Annotated in this window: 14 protein-coding genes; 8 read left to right on the forward strand and 6 right to left on the reverse strand. The window is 69.6% G+C overall.

All coding sequences use genetic code 11. The annotated features are described in order from the left end of the window. Positions 1-92: 92 nt before the first annotated feature. Positions 93-767 (reverse strand): TetR/AcrR family transcriptional regulator, encoded by a 675-nt coding sequence (locus tag LPA42_RS07085; RefSeq protein ID WP_077935175.1) that lies wholly within the window; start codon positions 765-767, stop codon positions 93-95. Positions 768-955: 188 nt separating this feature from the next. Between LPA42_RS07085 and LPA42_RS07090 the strand changes: the two genes are divergently transcribed. Next, entirely contained in the window at positions 956-1,924 is a 969-nt protein-coding gene (locus tag LPA42_RS07090) for an NAD(P)-dependent alcohol dehydrogenase (RefSeq protein ID WP_077935197.1), read from the forward strand. Between the two features lie 92 nt (positions 1,925-2,016). Next, positions 2,017-2,484: a DUF6326 family protein gene (locus tag LPA42_RS07095; RefSeq protein WP_077935174.1), complete on the forward strand. Its 468-nt coding sequence runs from the start codon at positions 2,017-2,019 to the stop codon at positions 2,482-2,484. Here LPA42_RS07095 and LPA42_RS07100 read toward each other — a convergent pair. Together LPA42_RS07100 and LPA42_RS07105 are read right to left on the reverse strand one after the other, a co-directional pair. Then, positions 2,373-4,352: a cell wall metabolism sensor histidine kinase WalK gene (locus LPA42_RS07100; RefSeq protein WP_077935173.1), complete on the reverse strand. Its 1,980-nt coding sequence runs from the start codon at positions 4,350-4,352 to the stop codon at positions 2,373-2,375. The genes LPA42_RS07095 and LPA42_RS07100 overlap by 112 nt on opposite strands. Then, the gene (locus LPA42_RS07105; RefSeq protein WP_077935172.1) at positions 4,345-5,034 is read right to left on the reverse strand and encodes a response regulator transcription factor; all 690 of its coding nucleotides are present in this window, start codon (positions 5,032-5,034) and stop codon (positions 4,345-4,347) included. The genes LPA42_RS07100 and LPA42_RS07105 overlap by 8 nt, the downstream gene beginning before the upstream one ends. Positions 5,035-5,248: 214 nt before the next feature. Between LPA42_RS07105 and LPA42_RS07110 the strand changes: the two genes are divergently transcribed. Beyond that, the gene (locus LPA42_RS07110) at positions 5,249-6,550 is read left to right on the forward strand and encodes an alpha/beta hydrolase (RefSeq protein ID WP_144082482.1); all 1,302 of its coding nucleotides are present in this window, start codon (positions 5,249-5,251) and stop codon (positions 6,548-6,550) included. 62 nt (positions 6,551-6,612) lie between these two features. On the opposite strand, the gene LPA42_RS34370 is transcribed toward LPA42_RS07110, so the two are convergent. Further along, positions 6,613-8,628, reverse strand: a complete 2,016-nt coding sequence (locus tag LPA42_RS34370; RefSeq protein ID WP_308291147.1) for a cellulose binding domain-containing protein — start codon at positions 8,626-8,628, stop codon at positions 6,613-6,615. Positions 8,629-9,425: 797 nt separating this feature from the next. Between LPA42_RS34370 and LPA42_RS07125 the strand changes: the two genes are divergently transcribed. Further along, a complete protein-coding gene (locus LPA42_RS07125) occupies positions 9,426-10,916 on the forward strand; it encodes a cellulase family glycosylhydrolase (protein WP_228986430.1) in 1,491 nt (496 codons plus the stop codon). A gap of 131 nt (positions 10,917-11,047) precedes the next feature. Here the strand turns inward: LPA42_RS07125 and LPA42_RS07130 are convergent, their stop codons facing one another. Both LPA42_RS07130 and LPA42_RS07135 read right to left on the reverse strand, forming a co-directional pair. Next, positions 11,048-12,298 (reverse strand): S8 family peptidase, encoded by a 1,251-nt coding sequence (locus LPA42_RS07130; RefSeq protein WP_077935167.1) that lies wholly within the window; start codon positions 12,296-12,298, stop codon positions 11,048-11,050. 525 nt (positions 12,299-12,823) lie between these two features. Then, entirely contained in the window at positions 12,824-13,228 is a 405-nt protein-coding gene (locus LPA42_RS07135; RefSeq protein ID WP_077935166.1) for a hypothetical protein, read from the reverse strand. A 46-nt stretch (positions 13,229-13,274) separates the two neighbouring features. Here LPA42_RS07135 and LPA42_RS07140 point away from each other — a divergent pair, with 46 nt between their 5' ends. From LPA42_RS07140 to LPA42_RS07155, 4 genes are all read left to right on the forward strand, one after another. Beyond that, a complete protein-coding gene (locus LPA42_RS07140; RefSeq protein ID WP_228986431.1) occupies positions 13,275-16,124 on the forward strand; it encodes a tetratricopeptide repeat protein in 2,850 nt (949 codons plus the stop codon). Positions 16,125-16,183: 59 nt separating this feature from the next. Then, positions 16,184-16,621, forward strand: a complete 438-nt coding sequence (locus LPA42_RS07145) for a hypothetical protein (protein WP_077935168.1) — start codon at positions 16,184-16,186, stop codon at positions 16,619-16,621. A 145-nt stretch (positions 16,622-16,766) separates the two neighbouring features. Beyond that, positions 16,767-17,291 (forward strand): RNA polymerase sigma factor, encoded by a 525-nt coding sequence (locus LPA42_RS07150; RefSeq protein ID WP_077935164.1) that lies wholly within the window; start codon positions 16,767-16,769, stop codon positions 17,289-17,291. Continuing rightward, the gene (locus LPA42_RS07155; protein WP_077935163.1) at positions 17,288-17,770 is read left to right on the forward strand and encodes a hypothetical protein; all 483 of its coding nucleotides are present in this window, start codon (positions 17,288-17,290) and stop codon (positions 17,768-17,770) included. Before LPA42_RS07150 ends, LPA42_RS07155 begins: the two co-directional genes overlap by 4 nt. Positions 17,771-17,802: the final 32 nt, after the last annotated feature.

The following is a 17,802-nucleotide window of genomic DNA, read 5'->3' on the forward strand; positions in this document are numbered from 1 at the left end:
TTGTCGCCGTAGCCCGCGTGGCATGGCGAGGGACTTTCCGGATGGTGCCGGGCACGGTCGTCACGTTGACGCGCGACGGTCCGTGAGCGTCGCTATGCGGCGGCTCTCAGGGGCTCGAGGGCGGCCAGGACGAGGTCGAGCCCGAACATGAACTCCTCTGCCGGGTCGTAGCCGGCAGCGACGAGCGCCGCGGCGGACTCGTTGAGGTAGGGGAACTCGTCGGGAGGAAGCTGGGGCAGGAAGACGTCCTTGGCCATGTCCGTGAATTCATCGGCGGTGTCGAACGGCAGGCTGGCTTCCTGCAGGGCGAACCCGTAGACGTAGACGTCGAGCAACCAGTTGGCGTGCGTCGCCATCAGAACCGAGAAGCCGGCCCTCCGCAGGCAGGCGGTGACCGCTTCGCGGTGGCGGAGGTGCGCGGGCCCCGGCGATGTCCGGGACTCCATCAGGCCGATCGCCCACGGATGGCGTGCGAGGACCTGTCGGGCCGATAGCGTCCGCCGTCGCATCGCCGACTGCCAGTCGGTCCCCTCGGGCGGGAGCTCGATCTCCTCGAACACGACGTCGATCATCGCGTCCAGCAGCTCCTCCTTGTTCGCCACGTAGTGGTAGAGCGACATCGCTCCCGCGCCGAGCACGCCAGCCAGCCGGCGCATGCTCAGCCCGTTGACCCCCTCGCGGTCGGCGAGCCGGATCGCCTCGACCACCACCCGCTGCTTGCTGAGCCCCGCGTCTGACGCGACCTGGCGTTGCTTCCTGGCAGACACGGGTCTCCTCGCTCCCTCGAACGGCTTGACAATCGTACACCGTACGAGAATAGTACGGTGTACGACGTACGGTGTACGAGTCAGTGCGGGTCGCAGCTTGGACGCGAGGAGGCCCTGTGGGGAACGAACAGCGATCGAACGCATCAGCACGCCTGGTGCCAGGGGCCGGTCCGGCCGAGGCGGTGACGATGCGGGCCGCCGTCCAGCACCGCTACGGCCCGCCCTCGGTGCTCACGTCGTCCGAGGTCGGGCGTCCGCTGCCCGGTCGAAACGATGTGCTCGTCCAGGTGGGCGCGGCCTCGGTACATCCTGGCGACTACTTCGTCATGACCGGAAAGCCGTACGTGGTGCGCCTCGTGTTCGGCTTCCGCCGGCCGCGTCACGGGATCCCCGGCAGGGACCTCGCCGGCGTCGTGGCAGCGGTCGGAAAGGACGTCACCGCTCTCCGCCCCGGCGACGAGGTGTTCGGCTGGAGCACGGCCGGAGCGCTCGCGGAGTACGCCTGCGTCCCGGCGGACCACCTCGTGCCCGTGCCCGCCAACCTGACGGCCGTGGATGCGGCGGCGGTGCCCACGTCGGCCATGACGGCGTTGCAGGCGTTGCGCGACATCGCGAACGTTCGACCGGGCCAGACGGTGCTGGTCACGGGCGCGTCGGGCGGCGTGGGCTCCTTCGCCGTGCAGATCGCCAAGGCGTTCGGCGCCGAGGTGACGGGTGTGTGCAGCCCCCGCAACGTCGACCTGGTCCGGTCGCTCGGCGCCGACCACGTCGTCGACTACACGAGGATCGACTTCACCCGCACCGAGAAGCGCTACGACGTCATCCTCGACAACGTGGAGGCGCAGCCCCTGGCGGCTGTCCGCCGCGCGCTGACGCCCACCGGCACCCTCATCCCCAACAGCGGACACGGCGGCCGCTGGCTCGGCCCCCTCGGTCGGATCGCCAAGGCGCGCCTGCTGTCCGGGTTCACCCGTCAGCGGTTGAAGCCCTTCACGTCCGTCGGGAAGCGCAAGGACCTGCTCACCCTGGCCGACCTGCTCACGACCGGGCAGGTCACACCCGTCATCGACCGCACCTACCCCCTCGACGAAGCAGCCGATGCCCTCCGGCATGTCGCGGCCGGCCACACCCGAGGGAAGGTCGTCGTCACCATCTGACGACCGGACGGCGAGCACGACTCACCCCGCGCGTACGACCCAGACCTGCCGCCACTCGGGCGGACGGACCGCTCCTCTCGAAAGAAGAACCGATGACCATCCGAACGACGACCCCTGACCTGTTCGACAGCCCGCCGATCCCCGTGCAGGCCAAGCTTGCCGCCGCATGGACCAGCTTCATGTTCCTTTACGTCTACGTCGACTACTTCCACCTCTACAAGCCCGGGACCATTGACGGCATCCTGGTCGGCGTCGTCTTCGAGTTCGACATCAGCCCGGCGTTGATGACCGTGTTCCTCGCGCTCATCGCGATCCCGGCCCTGATGGTGATGCTCTCCATGACGCTGACCGCCCGGGCGAACCGCACCACGAACCTCGTCGTGGCATCGCTGTACGTCCCCGTCACGGTGTTCAACGCGGTGGGGGAGTCCTGGGACTGGGCCTCCTTCTACGGCCTCTCCATCGGAATCGAGGTGCTGCTCCTGGCCTTCATCCTGCGCTCCGCCTGGACCTGGCCCCGCCGCGTCGCATCGCCGGTGACCACGGCAGCCACCGTGTGAAGAGCATGGACAGAGCCGCGACGTCGATCTGTCTGACCGGGCGGGTTCGGAAGGCGGAGCGTGAACACGGCTCCCGCCCCGGCGGTGCCGGAGACCTCCGCGGTACCGCCGTGTGATTCGGCGATCTTACGGACGATGGCGAGCCCCAGACCGCTGCCGCCCATTTGCCGGTTGCGGGATTTCTCGGCCCGCCAGAACCGTTCGAAGACCAGGCCACGCTGTTCCTCCGGAATTCCCGGCCCGGTATCGGCCACGACGATCTCGGCGTGCACATCCCCGGTCTGCGAGGAGATGGTGACCCGGCCGTTGGCGGGCGTGTGCCGGATCGCGTTGGTGATCAGGTTGCCGATGGCCTGCCGGAGCCGGATCGGATCGGCGCTGAGAGTGCCGGGTGCGGCATCGACGACCAGCGCGACGCCGGCGGACTCGGCGGCGGGGGCGAAGGCGTCCGCCACCTCCTGCAGCAGTTCGGGCACCTCGACCTGCCGCCGGTGCAGCTTCAGCTCGCCCGCGTCGGCTGCGGCGAGGTCCTGGAGGTCCTCGATGACGTGCTGGAGCAGCAGCGCCTCGTCCAGCAGCGAGCTGACCAGGTCCACGTCCAGTTCGACCACGCCGTCCTCGGCCGCCTCCAACCAGCCACGGATGTTCGTCACCGGCGTACGCATCTCGTGCGCGATGTCGCCGACCATGTCGCGGCGTAACTGCTCGACTCGGCACCGCTGCTCGGCCATCTCGTTGAACGCGTTGCCGAGTCGGGCGATCTCATCGCGCCCGGAGACCCGGACCCGCGCCGCGGTGTCGCCGTTGCGCATCCGCCCGGCCGCAGCGGTCAACGCGTGTAGCGGCCGGACCAGGCGTACCCCCACCAGGACCGTGACACCGACCGCGACGAGCAGCACCAGCCCGGCGACCCCGAAGATCCGTAGCCGGTTGGCCGGGGTGAGGTCGAAGGCGCCGACCGGCGTCGGGGTGCCCGGTTCGGTGACGAACAGCAGTACGGGCGGCGCGACGTAGTCGGCCATCTGGGTGCGCCGTGCCTCGGAGACGCAACCGTTGACGTCGTCGCGCTGTTCGGCGGTGATCGGGCCGGCCCTGGTCGGGGTCCACTGTCCGTCGAGGTCGGCTCGCACCGCTGGCATCCGCTGGCGGCCCAGGCATGTGTTGACCAGGTCGTCGAGCTGACCCAGCGCTCTCCGCTCGGTGGGGGTCGGCTCAGCCAACGAGTCGAACTCCTTCGCACACCGGATGTCGCCGGTGACGGCGGTGCCTGGGGACTCGATGCGGGGCCGCCCGCCGGGGGCGACGACGATCTCCGCGTCGGTGTACGCCGGAAGTAGCCCTTCCGCCGCGATCATCGGGACTGCGGTGGCGACATCCACGGGGCTGCGCAGACAATCCCGCGCTCTTTCCGCCTTCTTGCGTAGCGCGGCGCGTTCGGCGTCCGGTAGCTGGTACGGGCCGGTCGCCCGCGCGTCGATGCCGCCGCGTCCCGCCGTCGCGGCCAGGCTGGTGTCGACGTCGAGCGGGTCGACGGTGGCGGAGGCGCGCTGCGGCAGGGCTCCCTCGCCGGACGCGGCGATTGGGGCACGGTTGCGGTCGGTCAGGACGACTCGTCGCTCGGTGGTCGCCGCGAGGGACCGCACCAGTGGCAGCACGCCCGTCCAGTCCCGGTGGGTCGCGGCGTGCCCGAGCAGGGCGTCGTAGATTCTCGCGTCGTCGGCGAGCGCCCGACCGCGCTCCTGCTGGAGCGCCCTGGTCGTGTCGCGTACGGCGAGCCAGGCGGTCGCCGAGATCGAGAGTACGGAGATCACCACGCTGAGGCCGAGCAGCCGGACCAGGAGGCTGCCGCGCCTGTGCCGCTTAGTCATCGGCGAGTTTGTATCCGATGCCGTACACGGTGAGCAGCCGTACCGGGCGGCGGGGATCCGCCTCGATCTTGCGGCGCAGGTTCATCACGTGCACGTCGACCGTGCGGCCGGTGATGTACGAATCGAGCCCGTGCAGCCGGCGGAGCAGCTGATCGCGGCTGAACACCCGCCCCGGCTCCGCCGCGAACGCGCTCAACAGGGCGAACTCCCCCGGGGTGCACACCACCGGGGCGCCCGCGACGGTGACCTCGTGGCGTACCGGATCAAGCAGAAGGTCGCCCACCCGCAGTGACGGCGCGACGGGCCGCGCAGCCGTGGACCGGGTCCGGCGGAGCAGGGTGCGGACCCGCGCCGCCAGTTCCCGCGGGCTGTAGGGCTTCGTCAGATAGTCGTCGGCGCCCAAGTCCAGGCCCAGCAGCAGGTCGTCCTCGGTGCTGCGGGCGGTGACCATCAGCACCGGCACCTCCGAGTCCCGACGCAGGATGCGGCACACGTCGAGTCCGTCGACGCGCGGCATCATGACGTCCAACACCAGCAGATCCGGCGGGCAGTGGCGGATCTCGTCCAGGGCGGCCCGGCCGTCGTGGACCACCGACACCCGGTGGCCCTCGTGCTCCAGGTATCGCCGGAGCAGCTCGGCCTGCTTGGGGTCGTCCTCGGCGACGAGCACGTGCGCGTTCACGGCGGCGAGTCTATGAGGCGTCAGGGCATCGAAACAGGTCGAAAACGGGACCACTACCGGATCACAACAGGTCTCTGACAAGTGGCCACCAGGATCTCCCTGCCGCCGGAAGGGGTGGCGCCCTCGCCCCCGGTGTGATCACAGACGGTCGTCCCGCCGTCCGGGCCGTCCGACTCGCTCCAACGGAGACCCTGTCCCTGCGAAGGAGAAGAAGTTGTCACTGTTGAAAGGCCTGGCCGCAATGGTCCTGGTCGCAGCCGGTCTGGTGCCCACGTCGCCCGCCCAGGCGAAGGGCCGCACCTATCCGGTCCGGTCGCTCGACTACACCCTCGGCGACAGCGCTTTCACGGTCGCCGGCTTCCATACCGACGGCCCGGACTCGCCGACCCTGGCACCGATCGAGCTGACCGGCAACGTGCATTACCCGGCCACCGGCAACGGGCCGTTTCCGCTGGTGGTGCTCTCGCACGGCTACTGGGGCACGTGCGCCGACCGCGCCGCCGACGCCGAGGCCGCTCGCATCGAGAAGGAGTCGCCGGACGACTACTACGACGATCCGCGCTGGTTGGAGGCCTTACACCGGCTCTGGCAGTGGCCCTGCGCGCCCGGTGTCGCGGCGCTGCCCAGCTATCGCGGCTACGACTACCTCGCGCAACAGCTCGCCGCCCAGGGCATGATCGTCATCTCGATCAGCGCGAACGGAATCAATGCCGGCCAGATCGGCACCGAGGCCGACAACGCCCGCTCGAAACTCATCAACAAGCACCTCGCGCTCTGGACCGAACTGGCCCGCACCGGCCGTGGCGCCCTGGCCGGCCACTTCAGCGGCCCGGAGCCGGACTTCAGGGGCAAGATCGATTTTTCCCGTACGGGAACACTCGGGCACTCACGTGGCGGCCGTGCGGTGGCCTGGCACGCCGCGGACGTCCACCGCGCCGATCTTCCGGCAGGCGTACGACTGGCCGGCGTCCTCGCCCTCGCCGCCGCTGGCTCGGGCACCGCCACCAACCCGGGTTCCCCGGACGCCAAGCTCTACCGGGTGACCTCGGCGCCGCTCGCGGTCTGGGTGGGCGGCTGCGACAGCGAGCAGGGCCTCGACTACGCGAGATTGGCAACCGGTCACACCCGAAAGCCGATCTACACCTGGCACGTGCGCGGCGCCAACCACAACTTCCTCAACACCCAGTGGTCTCCCGAGAGTGGGCAGGTCGGAGCAACCGACGACCAGGGCTTCAGCCCGGAGCCCGGCTGGTGCGGCACCCCGACGTTCCCGGACTGGGACCCGGACAGCGGCATGCCGGAGCCGCCGATCGAGTGGTCGCACGTGACCCGCAAACTGACCGAGACCGAACAACGCCAGGTCAGCGCCGGTTACGTCACCGCGTTCTTCCGTTCGGCGCTGCTCGGCGATCAGCAGGCCGAGGCGGTCATCAGCGGCTGCGTCGACCCGTACGCCTCCTTCACCGTGGTCGACGTAGAGAAGATCGATCCCCAGCTTCGCCGCAGATCGCGGTAGCGGCCGGTGTGGGCCGCGCCCCGAAGCGGGGTGCGGCCCACACCGGCGACCGGACGTTCCCGTCAGGAGACGGCGCAGCTGACGCCGTTGAGGGTGAAGGACCCGGGCTTGGCGGTGTTGCCGGTGTGGGTGGCCTGGAAGCCGATGTCGGTGGATCCGCCTGCTGCCAACGTGCCGTTGTACGAGACGTTGCGTGCGGAGATCTGACCGCTGGAGCCCGTGAAGGTGGCGTTCCAGCCGCCGGTCACGGTCTGCCCGCTGGGCAGGGTGAACGCCAGGGTCCAACCATCGATCGTCGTTGTGCCGCGATTGGTGATGTGGATGCTGGCGGTGAATCCGTCGTTCCAGGAGTTCATCGTGTAGCCCACCTCGCAGGCACCGGACTGGCCCGGCGGCGGGGTGGTGGGCGGAGGCGTGGTGGGCGGCGTGGTGGTCGGCGGCGGGGTGGTGGGCGGAGGCGTGGTGGGCGGCGCGGTGGAGAAGGTGATGTTCGAGACGTAGGCGTTGATGTTCCAGGTCGCGTCCGAGTCGGTCTGGCTGGTGACCGGCTTGCCCTGGACGGTGAAGTTGCTGAAGTGCACGCCGCTGATGTTGACGGTCGACGACTTTCCGTGCAGGTTGACGACCTTCTTCACGTCGGAGGAAACGTTCGTGAAGTAGGCGTTCCGGATGGTCGAGGTGTTCTTCACCGTCCGCCAGGACGGCGGGCGATCCTCCTGAAGGTCGATCAGGCTGTCGGTCTGTTCGACCCTGACGTCCTCCCACCGGGTGTTCGAGACGACGGCGGTGTCGACTGCGTCGATCACCATCGAACGCCCGGCCTTCACCACGTCGATGTCGCGGAAGACGATCCCGTCCATGGAGGTGCCTTCGGTCTTGGTGCCGATCTTCGCGCAGGCGGAGTTGCTGTAGCAGACGATGTGCTCGTGGATGACGTTCCTGGTGTTGATCGTGCCGCTGTTGGCGAACTCGTTCTTGGTCGCCATGTTGTCGTCGCCCGTGTAGAGAAACGCGTTCGACAGCAGGCTGTTGGTCGACTCGTCGAAGTCCACGCCGTCGGTGTTGTTGTATCCCGTCGTAGGCCGGCAGTTGATCAGTTTGTAGTTCTTGATGGTGACCCTGTCGCTGCGGTAGACGAGCGTGTTCCAGTAGCTGGAGTCGCGGACGGTGACACCGTCGACCAGGATGTCGGAACTCTCCTCGATCTTCAGCAGGGCCAGATTGATGCCCTGGGCCCGCAGGTACTTCCCGTTGCCGTCGATGACGCCGCGACCCAGCAGCTTGGCGTTTCTCACCTGGTATATCCGGAGGGAGGCGTGCTGCATGCCCTCGATGTTCACCCCACCGCTGCCGGTGTTGAAGTCCGCCTTCTGGTTCGAGCCGTAGAGGACCGCACCGGTCGCCAGGTAGAGGGTCATGTTGCTCTTCATCCACAGCTCACCGACCTGGTACCGGCCCGGCGGCACGTACAGGATGTTGCGGGTCGCCCCGGACGCGGCGTCGATGGCGCTCTGGATCTTGGCCGTGACGAGCGTCGCCCCGGTGTTGTCGACGCCGTAGTCGGCGAGGTTCTTGACGTTGGCGTCCCCCAACTGGGGCGCGTTCGTCTCGGGCGCGTCGATCAGGATGAACAGCAGTTCCTTGGAGTCGAACTGGACGATCAGGTAGTTCGGGCCGCTGTTGAAGGTGATGGTGTTGCCGCTGCGGGCGACGGCGAGTTTCCGGCTCTTGGGGCTGACGGTGTAGGAGCTGAAGCCCTCGGCGACAGTGACCGAGAACTCGGCCGTGCCCGCTCCCGCCATGGAGCAGTGCGCGTAGTGCACCTGCATCTCAGGCGCGTACTTGGTCATCTTCTCGACGAACAGCGGCGCGGTGTCCGCCGTGACGGTGTAGAGCGGACTCTTCGTTGCGCCGCGCAGGGCGGGATCCGCGACGCAGCCGCCGGCGGCCAAGCCGGGTGAGCTGTTCCCGGCTGCGGTGGTCGCACCGTAGACCGGGGCCACCAGGGCACCGGTCCCGACGCCACCGATGGCGAGGAGAGCGATCGTTGCCCAGATCGCGAGGCGTTTGTTCTTCATGGGGACCTTTCTCGGGATTGACGGAGATTTCCGTACGGCCGCACAGCCGATTGCTTGTCACGACGGCGGAACAGGCCAGCCCGGGATGCCCGTCACCGGGGCGCCGCTTCTCGTGGTGGTGAAGAGCTCCGGTCGCCGAGAACCGTCACGCTGCCAGCTGCGGCGGAGTCGCCCGACCACCGCCCGCGACGGCGACGGCGGCGGGCCGGAGGTGACCTTTCCGTATCGCTCTGTTCATCGCTCGGTTTTCCTTGCCAGGGGGATCGGGAGCGGAGGAGCGGCGTCATCCAGAAACTTTCTACGCCGACGCTACGCCCTGACGTCGACGTTCGTCAATGAGTGGGTCGCTGCGGGCCGGAAACTATCGGAGCAGAACCGGGAAAGTTTCCGTCTCGCCGGTGGTGGGGCCCGAGTGGCGTGCCCGGACGGCGATCCTGCGGCTCCGCACCGTGTTCGCGTTGGCGGCGGCGCGCTGCGTGCGTCGCGCTCGGTGGCGGTCCATCCCGTGGCCCGACGCTGGGCGGGGGGTGGCACGCGGGTGGTCCTCGACCGGACGCGCCGGCCGCAACCTTGCCCCATTCATGCATGTGCATCTATTCTTTGGCGGCCATCGACTGCCAACGCAGGCAGTCGAAATATCGTCGAATCGCTTCGACAACCCAGCGTGACGGTTGGTTCGAAGACGGGAGATGCTTGTGAAACCCACACTCAGGAAGGTTCAGTTCGCCTTACTGTCCGGCGTACTGGCGCTGGCCGGAACCACAGCCGTGCTGCCGAGTGCCGCGTCGGCCGACAGCATGGCCCAGCTGAACGCCACCCAGCTCGTCGCGAACATGGGGGCGGGCTGGAATCTGGGGAACGCCCTGGAGGCCAACGTCAACGGGATCCCCAGCGAGACGGCATGGGGCAACCCGGTAGTGACGCAGGCCTTCATCGACCGGGTGAAGGCGGCGGGATTCAAGACGATCCGCATCCCGGTCTCCTATCTGGGAAACATCGGGTCCGCCCCGAACTACACGATCAACGCCGCCTGGCTGAATCGGATCCAGGAAATCGTCGACTACGCCTACGGTCGCGGTCTGTACGTGCTGATCAACATGCACGGCGACGGCTACAAGACCGTCACCGGCTCCTGGTTGATCTGCGACTCGTCGAACCAGACGACGATCAGGGACAAGTACCAGAAGGTCTGGCAGCAGGTCGCGACCAGGTTCCAGAGCTACAGCGAACGCCTCATCCTCGAATCCATGAACGAGGAGTTCGACGGACAGTACGGCAATCCCACCCAGCCGTGCTACTCGAACATCAACGCCTACAACCAGATCTTCGTGGACACGGTCCGGCGGACCGGCGGGAACAACACCTCGCGCTGGCTGCTCGTCCCCGGCTGGAACACCAACATCGACTACACCGTGGGCAACTACGGCTTCGTGCTGCCGACGGACCAGAACCGCTCGTCGTCCATCCCGGCCAACGAACAGCGGCTCATGATCTCCGTGCACTACTACGACCCCTGGGACTTCGCCGGTGAGGAGAACGGCACCATCACGCAGTGGGGGCCGGCCGCCACCAACCCGGCACGGAAGTCGACCTGGGGACAGCAGGACTTCATGGACGGGCAACTGAAGAAGGTGCGTGACACCTTCGTCTCGCGTGGCTACCCCGTGTTCGTCGGTGAGTACGGTTCGGTCGACAAGACGTCGGCCGACTCGACGAACAACAGGTACCGCGCGGACTACGCGCGCACCCTGGTGTCCAGCGCCAAGAAGTACGGTGCGGCCACCGCCTACTGGGACAACGGTTACAACGGGGCGTACGGGTTCGGGCTGTTCAACCGCAGCAGCGCCACGGTCACCCAGCAGGGCATCATCGACGCCATCATGAGCGCCGTCGGCAGCACCACCCCGACCACGCCGCCGACCACCGCCCCGCCGACCACCCCGCCGCCGACCACCGCGCCCCCGACGACCCCGCCGCCGTCGGGCGGGCGGTCCTGCTCGGCGTCGTACACCCTGACCGGTGAGTGGCAGGGTGGCTTCCAGGCCGAGGTCCGGGTGACCGCGGGCAGTTCGGCGATCAGCGGTTGGACGGTGACCTGGACGTTCGCGAACGGGCAGCAGGTGTCGCAGGCGTGGAGCGCGATGCTGACCACCAGCGGCTCGACGGTCACCGCCCGCAACGTCAGCTACAACGGTTCGCTCAGTGCCGGCGGCAGCACGACCTTCGGCTTCCTGGGGTCGTCGAGCGGCACCAACGGCGTACCGTCCTTGTCCTGCGCGGCGAGCTGAGCAGGCCGTGAGCCGACGGGCCGGGCGTCAACGACGCCCGGCCCGCGCGGTCGCGGCGCTGAGGCCCGGAGCGGTCGCTCGCGTGCCCCTGCCACCCGCCATCGACCTGGTCGGCGCGGCAGCCGTGCGGGTCAGAGCGCCGGGGACAGGTACAGGAGGCGGTTGGGTGAGCCGGCCCCCGGGTTGATCACGACCGGGCTGGCGACGCCGAACAGGTAGCTGGCCACCTGGGCCGGCGTCCAGGTCGGGTTGTTGCTGAGCACCCGGGCGGCAACGCCGGCAACGAGCGGCGCCGCGTGCGAGGTGCCGCTGATCGTCTGGGTCGCGGTCGTCGAGCTCCACCAGGCCGACGTGATGCGCTCGCCGGGAGCGAAGATGTCCAGGCAGGGGCCGAAGTTCGACCAGCTTGCCCGGTTGTCGTTCATCAGCGTCGCGCCCACGGTCAGCGCGGTCGGCACCGACGCGGGTGAGACGGTGCAGGCGCTCACGTTCGAGTTGCCGGCGGGGACCGTCACCGTGATGCCGTCGGCGACCGCGTTCGTCACGGCGGCGTCGAGCGCGACGGTGGGGCTGGTCAACACGCCGATGTTCGCCACAGCCGGCTGCCCGGCGGGGTGGTTGGCGATCATCCAGTTGATCCCGTTGATAAGCATCGACAGCGTGCTCGGCAGGGCGCAGTCGAACACCTTGACCGCGACCAGCACGACGTTCTTGGCCGCCCCGAAGGTCGTCCCGCCGACGGTGCCGGCGGCGTGGGTGCCGTGCCCGCTGCAGTCGTTCGCCGGAAGCGTGCCGTCGACGGCGTCGTAGCCGTATACCGCCTGGCCGCCGAAGTCGGCATGGCTGATCTGGATCCCGCTGTCCACGATGTACGCCCGGACGCCGGTCCCGACGCTGGTGAAGTTGTAGGTGCCGCTGAGCCCCAGCGATGCGTCGACCCGGTCGAGGTTCCACGGCGCGTTCGTCTGGGTGGTGGCCAGGCTGGTCAACCGGTCCTGCTCCACGGCCGCCACCGCCGGGTCGGCGGCCAGCCGGCGGGCCACCAGCTCCGAGGTCCGCACGGAGAAGCCGTTCAGCGCGTCGCGCCAGACCTGGTCCGGGCGGAAGCCGTACCGGTCGGCGAGGCGGGCCACGCCCGCGTGTCGATCGTCGACGGAGCCCCCACCTTCCTTCAGGGAGACCACGTAGCTGCCGGGCACGCGGGCGGCGGCGCCGACGCCGAGGATCTCGCCGGCCGTCCCGGACGGCGCTTCGGCGATGGGTGCCGCGGTGGCCGGTCCGGCGGCCATGGTGAGGAGCATGGTCGCGGTGGCGAGCGTGGCCGTGACGGCGGTTCCGGCGCGACGCCCTCGGGCGAAGATCGCGTGACGGTGGATTCCCATCTCCCAGCCTCCTTTGTTCCGGCCATTCCGGCAGCCGCGCGACGTGCCGATCGAATGGCCCGGAAGATTTTGGGGGAGCGTACAACGGATATTCGATCTGATTCCACGGACGAATTCGCCGATCCCATCGAGATCAGTCTTTTTGAGCGTGGGGTGAGAAGAGTGCTGGTCTGATGTATCAGGGTTCTTCCGGGCCCTCGACCGAGGCTGTTGCCGGCGCGAGGTCGCGGGTGCCTCGCCAGGGGTGTGGTCGGACGTCGTCGGCCCGGGCTGGCGCAGGGTGGCCGGAGGGCGCCTTCCAGATCTGCCGCGCGCCATACAGTAAGCGGACCGTCTGGCTGTCCCTTCGATCGATGGTCGCCGCGCCGCAGGCGTGTAGCGTTCGGTGTCGAAGCGGTGACCTCGGTTCATGCGGCGTCGGGAGGAACACCATGATCTCGGAAACGGTGGAATGCGCCTACTGCGGGCAGCCCAAGTCGGATCGAGTGCGCAAGTGCCCGCATTGCGGCAACGGCTGACAGGCCGTTACCGCACCTGCATCTGCATGACCTGCCCCTCGGGGTCGGTGCGAACCGCGAACGGCCGCTGATCGGCAGTTCCCTCCGCGGACCACGACCTGTCCACCAGTTGTACGACCTGCAGGATCTCGATCGTCCGATATCCGACCGAGGTGAGGTGGGCCGTTATCGCCGAGGCGATGCTGGCAGCGCTCACCGGGGGTTGCTTCACCAGGATTCCGCGTGCGCGCAGCTCAAGCGCCACGGCCTTCAGCACGTCGTAGGTGAAGTTCCCGGCCACACCGGCCAGAACGGCGTCGCGGAGAAAGTCGGCGACGCCGAGGGTGTGGGCCGCGTCCGACAGTTCGTCTCCGGCAACTCCATTCAGCACCAGGGAGGAACCGTCGTCCAGCGGAACGATCAGTTGCGTCATGCGGACATGCTGGCAGACCCGCGCACCGTGATCGTAGGAGGACCGTGTGGAGGGTTACCCCGGATCCGGACGCGTGTGGTGGCTCGGTTTCTGGCAGACCGCCAAGCACGCCCACTGGTGGCTCAGCGCGGACGTGCGCCCGTCCGGCAGTGCCGATCCCCTGGCCGTGGGCTCGATCGACCTCGTCCGGCTGACCGAGCCCCTGGCCGCCCTGGCGGCTTCGCTTCCGGACCTCGTCGCAACGGAACGGGCGACGCTCGCCGACCTCGACCGCCGCATCAGGGACGCGGTTCCCCGGGGCGACGACGACGCATCGGTGGCGTCCGCCATCGCGAGCCGTATCGAACTCTCCCGTGAAAAGGTCGCCCTCTTCAACGCCGCCGCCCGACGCGCCTGGACCGGTGCGATGGTCGATCCGGCCGGCAACCTCACGTTGTGCCGCGAGCTGGGCGGCATCCTGCTGCCACAGGAGCTGCGAGATCGGCTCAGGACGTCGCACGCGGACGACACGACGCTCGTCGTAGCTCCTGGTCCCGGCCTGTCGAGCGTGCCGTGGGAGCTTCTCGTCATCGACGACGACCACGACGTCCGGCTCGTCGAGCGCGCCAGCGTCCTCGGTGGAGTGAGCCCGGCCCTGCTGGTCGACCTGGCCAGGCCGGCACCGCCCTGGGCCGGCGGCGGCCGGGCCGTGCGAGTCGTCGATCCCACGGCGGCCGGGAGCCGAGCCGGGGGCGGACGCATCTACCCCGACGGGGTGCCCGAGGCGTGGCGCAGCCGCAGTGGCGACGACGACGCGCTGCTCGGCGCGGGTGCGACCATGGGCTGCTCGCCCACGGAACTGGCCGCGACCCTCCAAGCGGAGGAGTGGGCCCGCCTGGTGTTCGTCGGCCACGCCTCCGCCACGGACCCGGCGATGCCGACCTCGGCGGGCCTGGAGCTGGCCGTCGACGTGGAGATTGGGGACTCGCGGCTCACCGCCGGGCGGTGGCTCAGGGAACCCACTCGGTGGCCTGCCCCTCGCCGGGTGGGCTTCGTCGCCTGCCAGTCCGACGACGCCGGTTACGCCGAGCAGATCGGCCTCACCCTCGCGGCGTTGAACGCGGGCGCGCGTACCGTGATCGCCACGCGGTGGAGCCTGCCGAGCGACGGTTCGGAGCGCGTGGTGGCCGGCGGGGCGCCGATCGGCTCGGCCACGACCGCGCTCGCGCTGGCCGTCGACGCGGCACTGGGCGCGACCGATCCCGTCGGGGCCGTCGGCGCGTGGCAACGTGACCGGCTCGACTGCTGGCGCTCCGCGAGCAGCGACGCCGCCCGCCGCCTGCACGCACCGTTGGTGTGGTCGGCCCTGGTGGCCTACGACGTTCCTGACGCCGCGGTCAGCACGATCCCAGGACTCGACCAGCCCGTCGTGCGGCGGCCGGTGCCCGAGGCGCCACGTCGCGACGTCCCCCCGGAGCCGCCGGCCGGCGACCCCGCCGAGGTGGCGAAGAGCAGCCTGGCGGCGGGCGTGGCGGCGTTCGGCCGCGCCGACTGGCAGGAGGCGCGCGAGCACTATCTTGTCGCCCTCGCCGCCTTCACCGCCTGCGGCGACCCGAAGGGCGTCGCCGACGCCACGACCAACGTCGGGAACACCGCCTACTTCCTGGGAGACCTGGAGGAGGCCGCCGACCGGTACCGGACGGCACTGCCTCTGTACCGGGACCTCGGCCTCGATCGGCAGACGGCCGTCGTCGGGCAGAACCTGGGCAACGTGTCCTTCCAGCGCGGTGAGCTCGACGTAGCCGCGGAGCAGTACCGGGCGGCCGCCGAAGCCCTGCTCAGGGGTGGCTTCCGCCGCCACGCGGCGGACACGCTGGTGAACCTGGGTGCCGTTCTGATCGAACTCGGCCGCCCGCACCTCGCCCTCGAACACCTGGACCAGGCAGGTGCCCTGTACCAGGAGACGTGCGACGAGAGCGAACTGGGCGGCAAGCTCGCCGAACTCGACCAGAACACCGGGCTGGCGCTGGCCGGGGTCAAGTCCTTCGAACGTGCCCGCGCCCACCTGCTCTCCGCACTGCGGCACTGGCAGACCGGCGAACCGTCGGCGGAGCGGGCCGCCCGCGCCAACCACAACCTGGGTCTCGTCGCGTTCCGCGCGGGCGACCTGCCGGAGGCGCAGCTCAGGTACGGCCTCGCGCTGGAGCACTTCCACACGGTGGGCAACGAGCACGAGGCGGCCGACGCCAGGCTCGGCCTGGGGACCGTCGCCCGGCACCGGGGCGACGTGAGCGGAGCCCGGTCGAACTTTCGGCAGGCACAGGAGCACTACCGCAGGACGGGGCAGTGGCTGGCCTACGCCCAGGCCGTGTTCAACGAGGGGCTGACCCATCCGGGTGACAGCGGCCAGAGGTTCGATCTGCTGGCCGGCGCGTGGGCGGCGATGCAGTCGATGTCGTGGCGGCTCGCGCACGTCAGCGAGCGGGCGGCCTGGCGCGCCGCCCTCGACCACGCCAACGACGAGGTCCTGGAGTCCGCTCGCCTCAGTGGCCGCGACCGCCAGTTCGCCGAGTTGCTCGAGTCGCTGCGCATAGCCGGCACGCTGCGCCGCGTCGGGCCGACCCCACTGTCTCCGGCGCTTCCGGCAGAGGCCGACCGGGACGCCCCGTTCGTGGAGCCGCTGCCGTCGATGACCCTCTCCGCCGGACCGGTCATGCCCTGGGCGCCGTCGTCGGCCGCCGACGAGGCTCCCTGCGACGCGCCGCCGTGGATCGACTGCGGCTGGCCCCCCACTCTGGCCGACGCCGTCGCGCGCGCCGAGGAGATCATCGCCGTCGCCGGGTCGGCGACGCTGCCCCTGCGCAGGGGGGCGGTGTCGCTGGTTGCGCTGCTGAACCGCCGCCCGCAACAGGAATGACCCACGACCGAGACAGCACGGGTACGCAATCCGACCAGACCACGGAGGTGGCTCACCCCATGTTCCCACTCGAGCTGGCGCACCAGGCCAAAGGCACGCCCGTGGAGACCCTGTACAGGATCGTCGAGGCGGTGGGCCTCGTGATCACCGTGCAGGGCTCCGGCGATCTCGACCGGATCGTCGGCGACGTGGTGACGGTGGCCCCCCGCCTCGCCGAGGACCACGAGGTCAGAACCGATGGCCTGATCATGAGCCGCGTGGGTCTCTACCGCGTCCTCTGGGGCGCCCTCAGGTGGCCCGGCGGAAGCCTGGCCATCCTGGCCCCACTCTCCCTGCACGACAGGCAGGACGTCAGCGAGTGGACCCGGCACTTCATCAGAGAGGTGCTCGATCCGATCCAGACCCTGTCGCGGCAGGGCTATTCCGTCGGCGGAGGCGGCAAGGGAATGGTGACCGAGGAGGACTTCTGCCGCGCGTTCCAGCAGGCGTACGTCTAGCACTCCGTCCTTTCCGAGGCCCACCGCCCGGCTCCGCGGTCGACCGACGGGGGCCGGCACCCGCCACGGCCCTGCCGCTGCGGGTGGGTGGGCCGTGAACCTGATCGGCCGTTCGCCCGACTGTTCCTGGTGACAGGAGGACGAGATGACCGATGAGCTGCTGGTGGTGCGCGCCCAGCTTGGCGAGCGGGCGGCGTTGGCCGAGGTGGTGGCCCGATGGCGCTTGCCGGTGTGGCGATACGTCCAGCGCATGCTGGGCGCCGACCGGGCCGACGACGTCAGCCAGGAGATCTGGCTGGCCGTCGTCCGTGGTTTGCCACGACTGCGGGAACCCGCCCGGTTCACACCCTGGCTGTTCGCCATCGCCCGACGCTCGGTGGTCGACCGCCTGCGCACGGAGTACGCCAGAGAGCAGGCGACGCTGCTTCACCACGACAGCGTCGCCGAGGATCCGGGCGAGGCTGTGGCGGCCCGCGCGGAACTCGTCGACGCGCTCACGGGCCTGCCGGTGGTGGAGCGGGAGATCCTCGTCCTGCACTACCTGGAGGACCTGTCGGTGCAGGACTGCGCGCAGATCTGCCAGGTTCCGGTCGGCACGGTCAAGTCGAGGCTGAACCGGGCGCGTCGCCTGTTGCGGGAACACCTGGACGGGAAGGGGTACCGGTCATGACCGACGAGCCACGCCTGTCGGCGCGGGAGATGCTCGACCATCTCGACACGACGCTGGCACGGAGAACGCGCGTCCGCGCGGTGACGGCGTTGCTGGCCGGACTGGCCGGCGCGGTGTTCGTGACCTCGCTGTGGGGGAGCGAGCCGGGTCCGCTACCGGGCCGCACCCACCTGTCGTTCGCGCTGTTCACCGTGTTCTGCCTGGCCTGGGCCTGCTACGGGGGCTGGCTGCTGACCCGCAGGGTGCCGCTGTTCGCCACCGAACAGGTGGTCGCCGCCTGGATAGCCCTGGCCGCCTCCGTCGTCACCACCGCGATCGCGGCCGTCGCGGCGGCCCGCAGCGGTGCCGGCCTGGGGTTTGCGCTGGCGTCCGGGGGCCTGTTCGTCGCGGTGGCGCTGGTGCTGGCCGTGCGGGCGCACCGCCGACGTGCCGCGCTGCTGCGTCGCAGGCGGGAGCTGACGCAGCGGGAGCGGTCGTGACGTCGTCGTCCGGAGCCGCCGGCTGACTCCTG

Source organism: Micromonospora sp. DH13, assembly GCF_020873825.1.
GTDB lineage: Bacteria > Actinomycetota > Actinomycetes > Mycobacteriales > Micromonosporaceae > Micromonospora > Micromonospora haikouensis.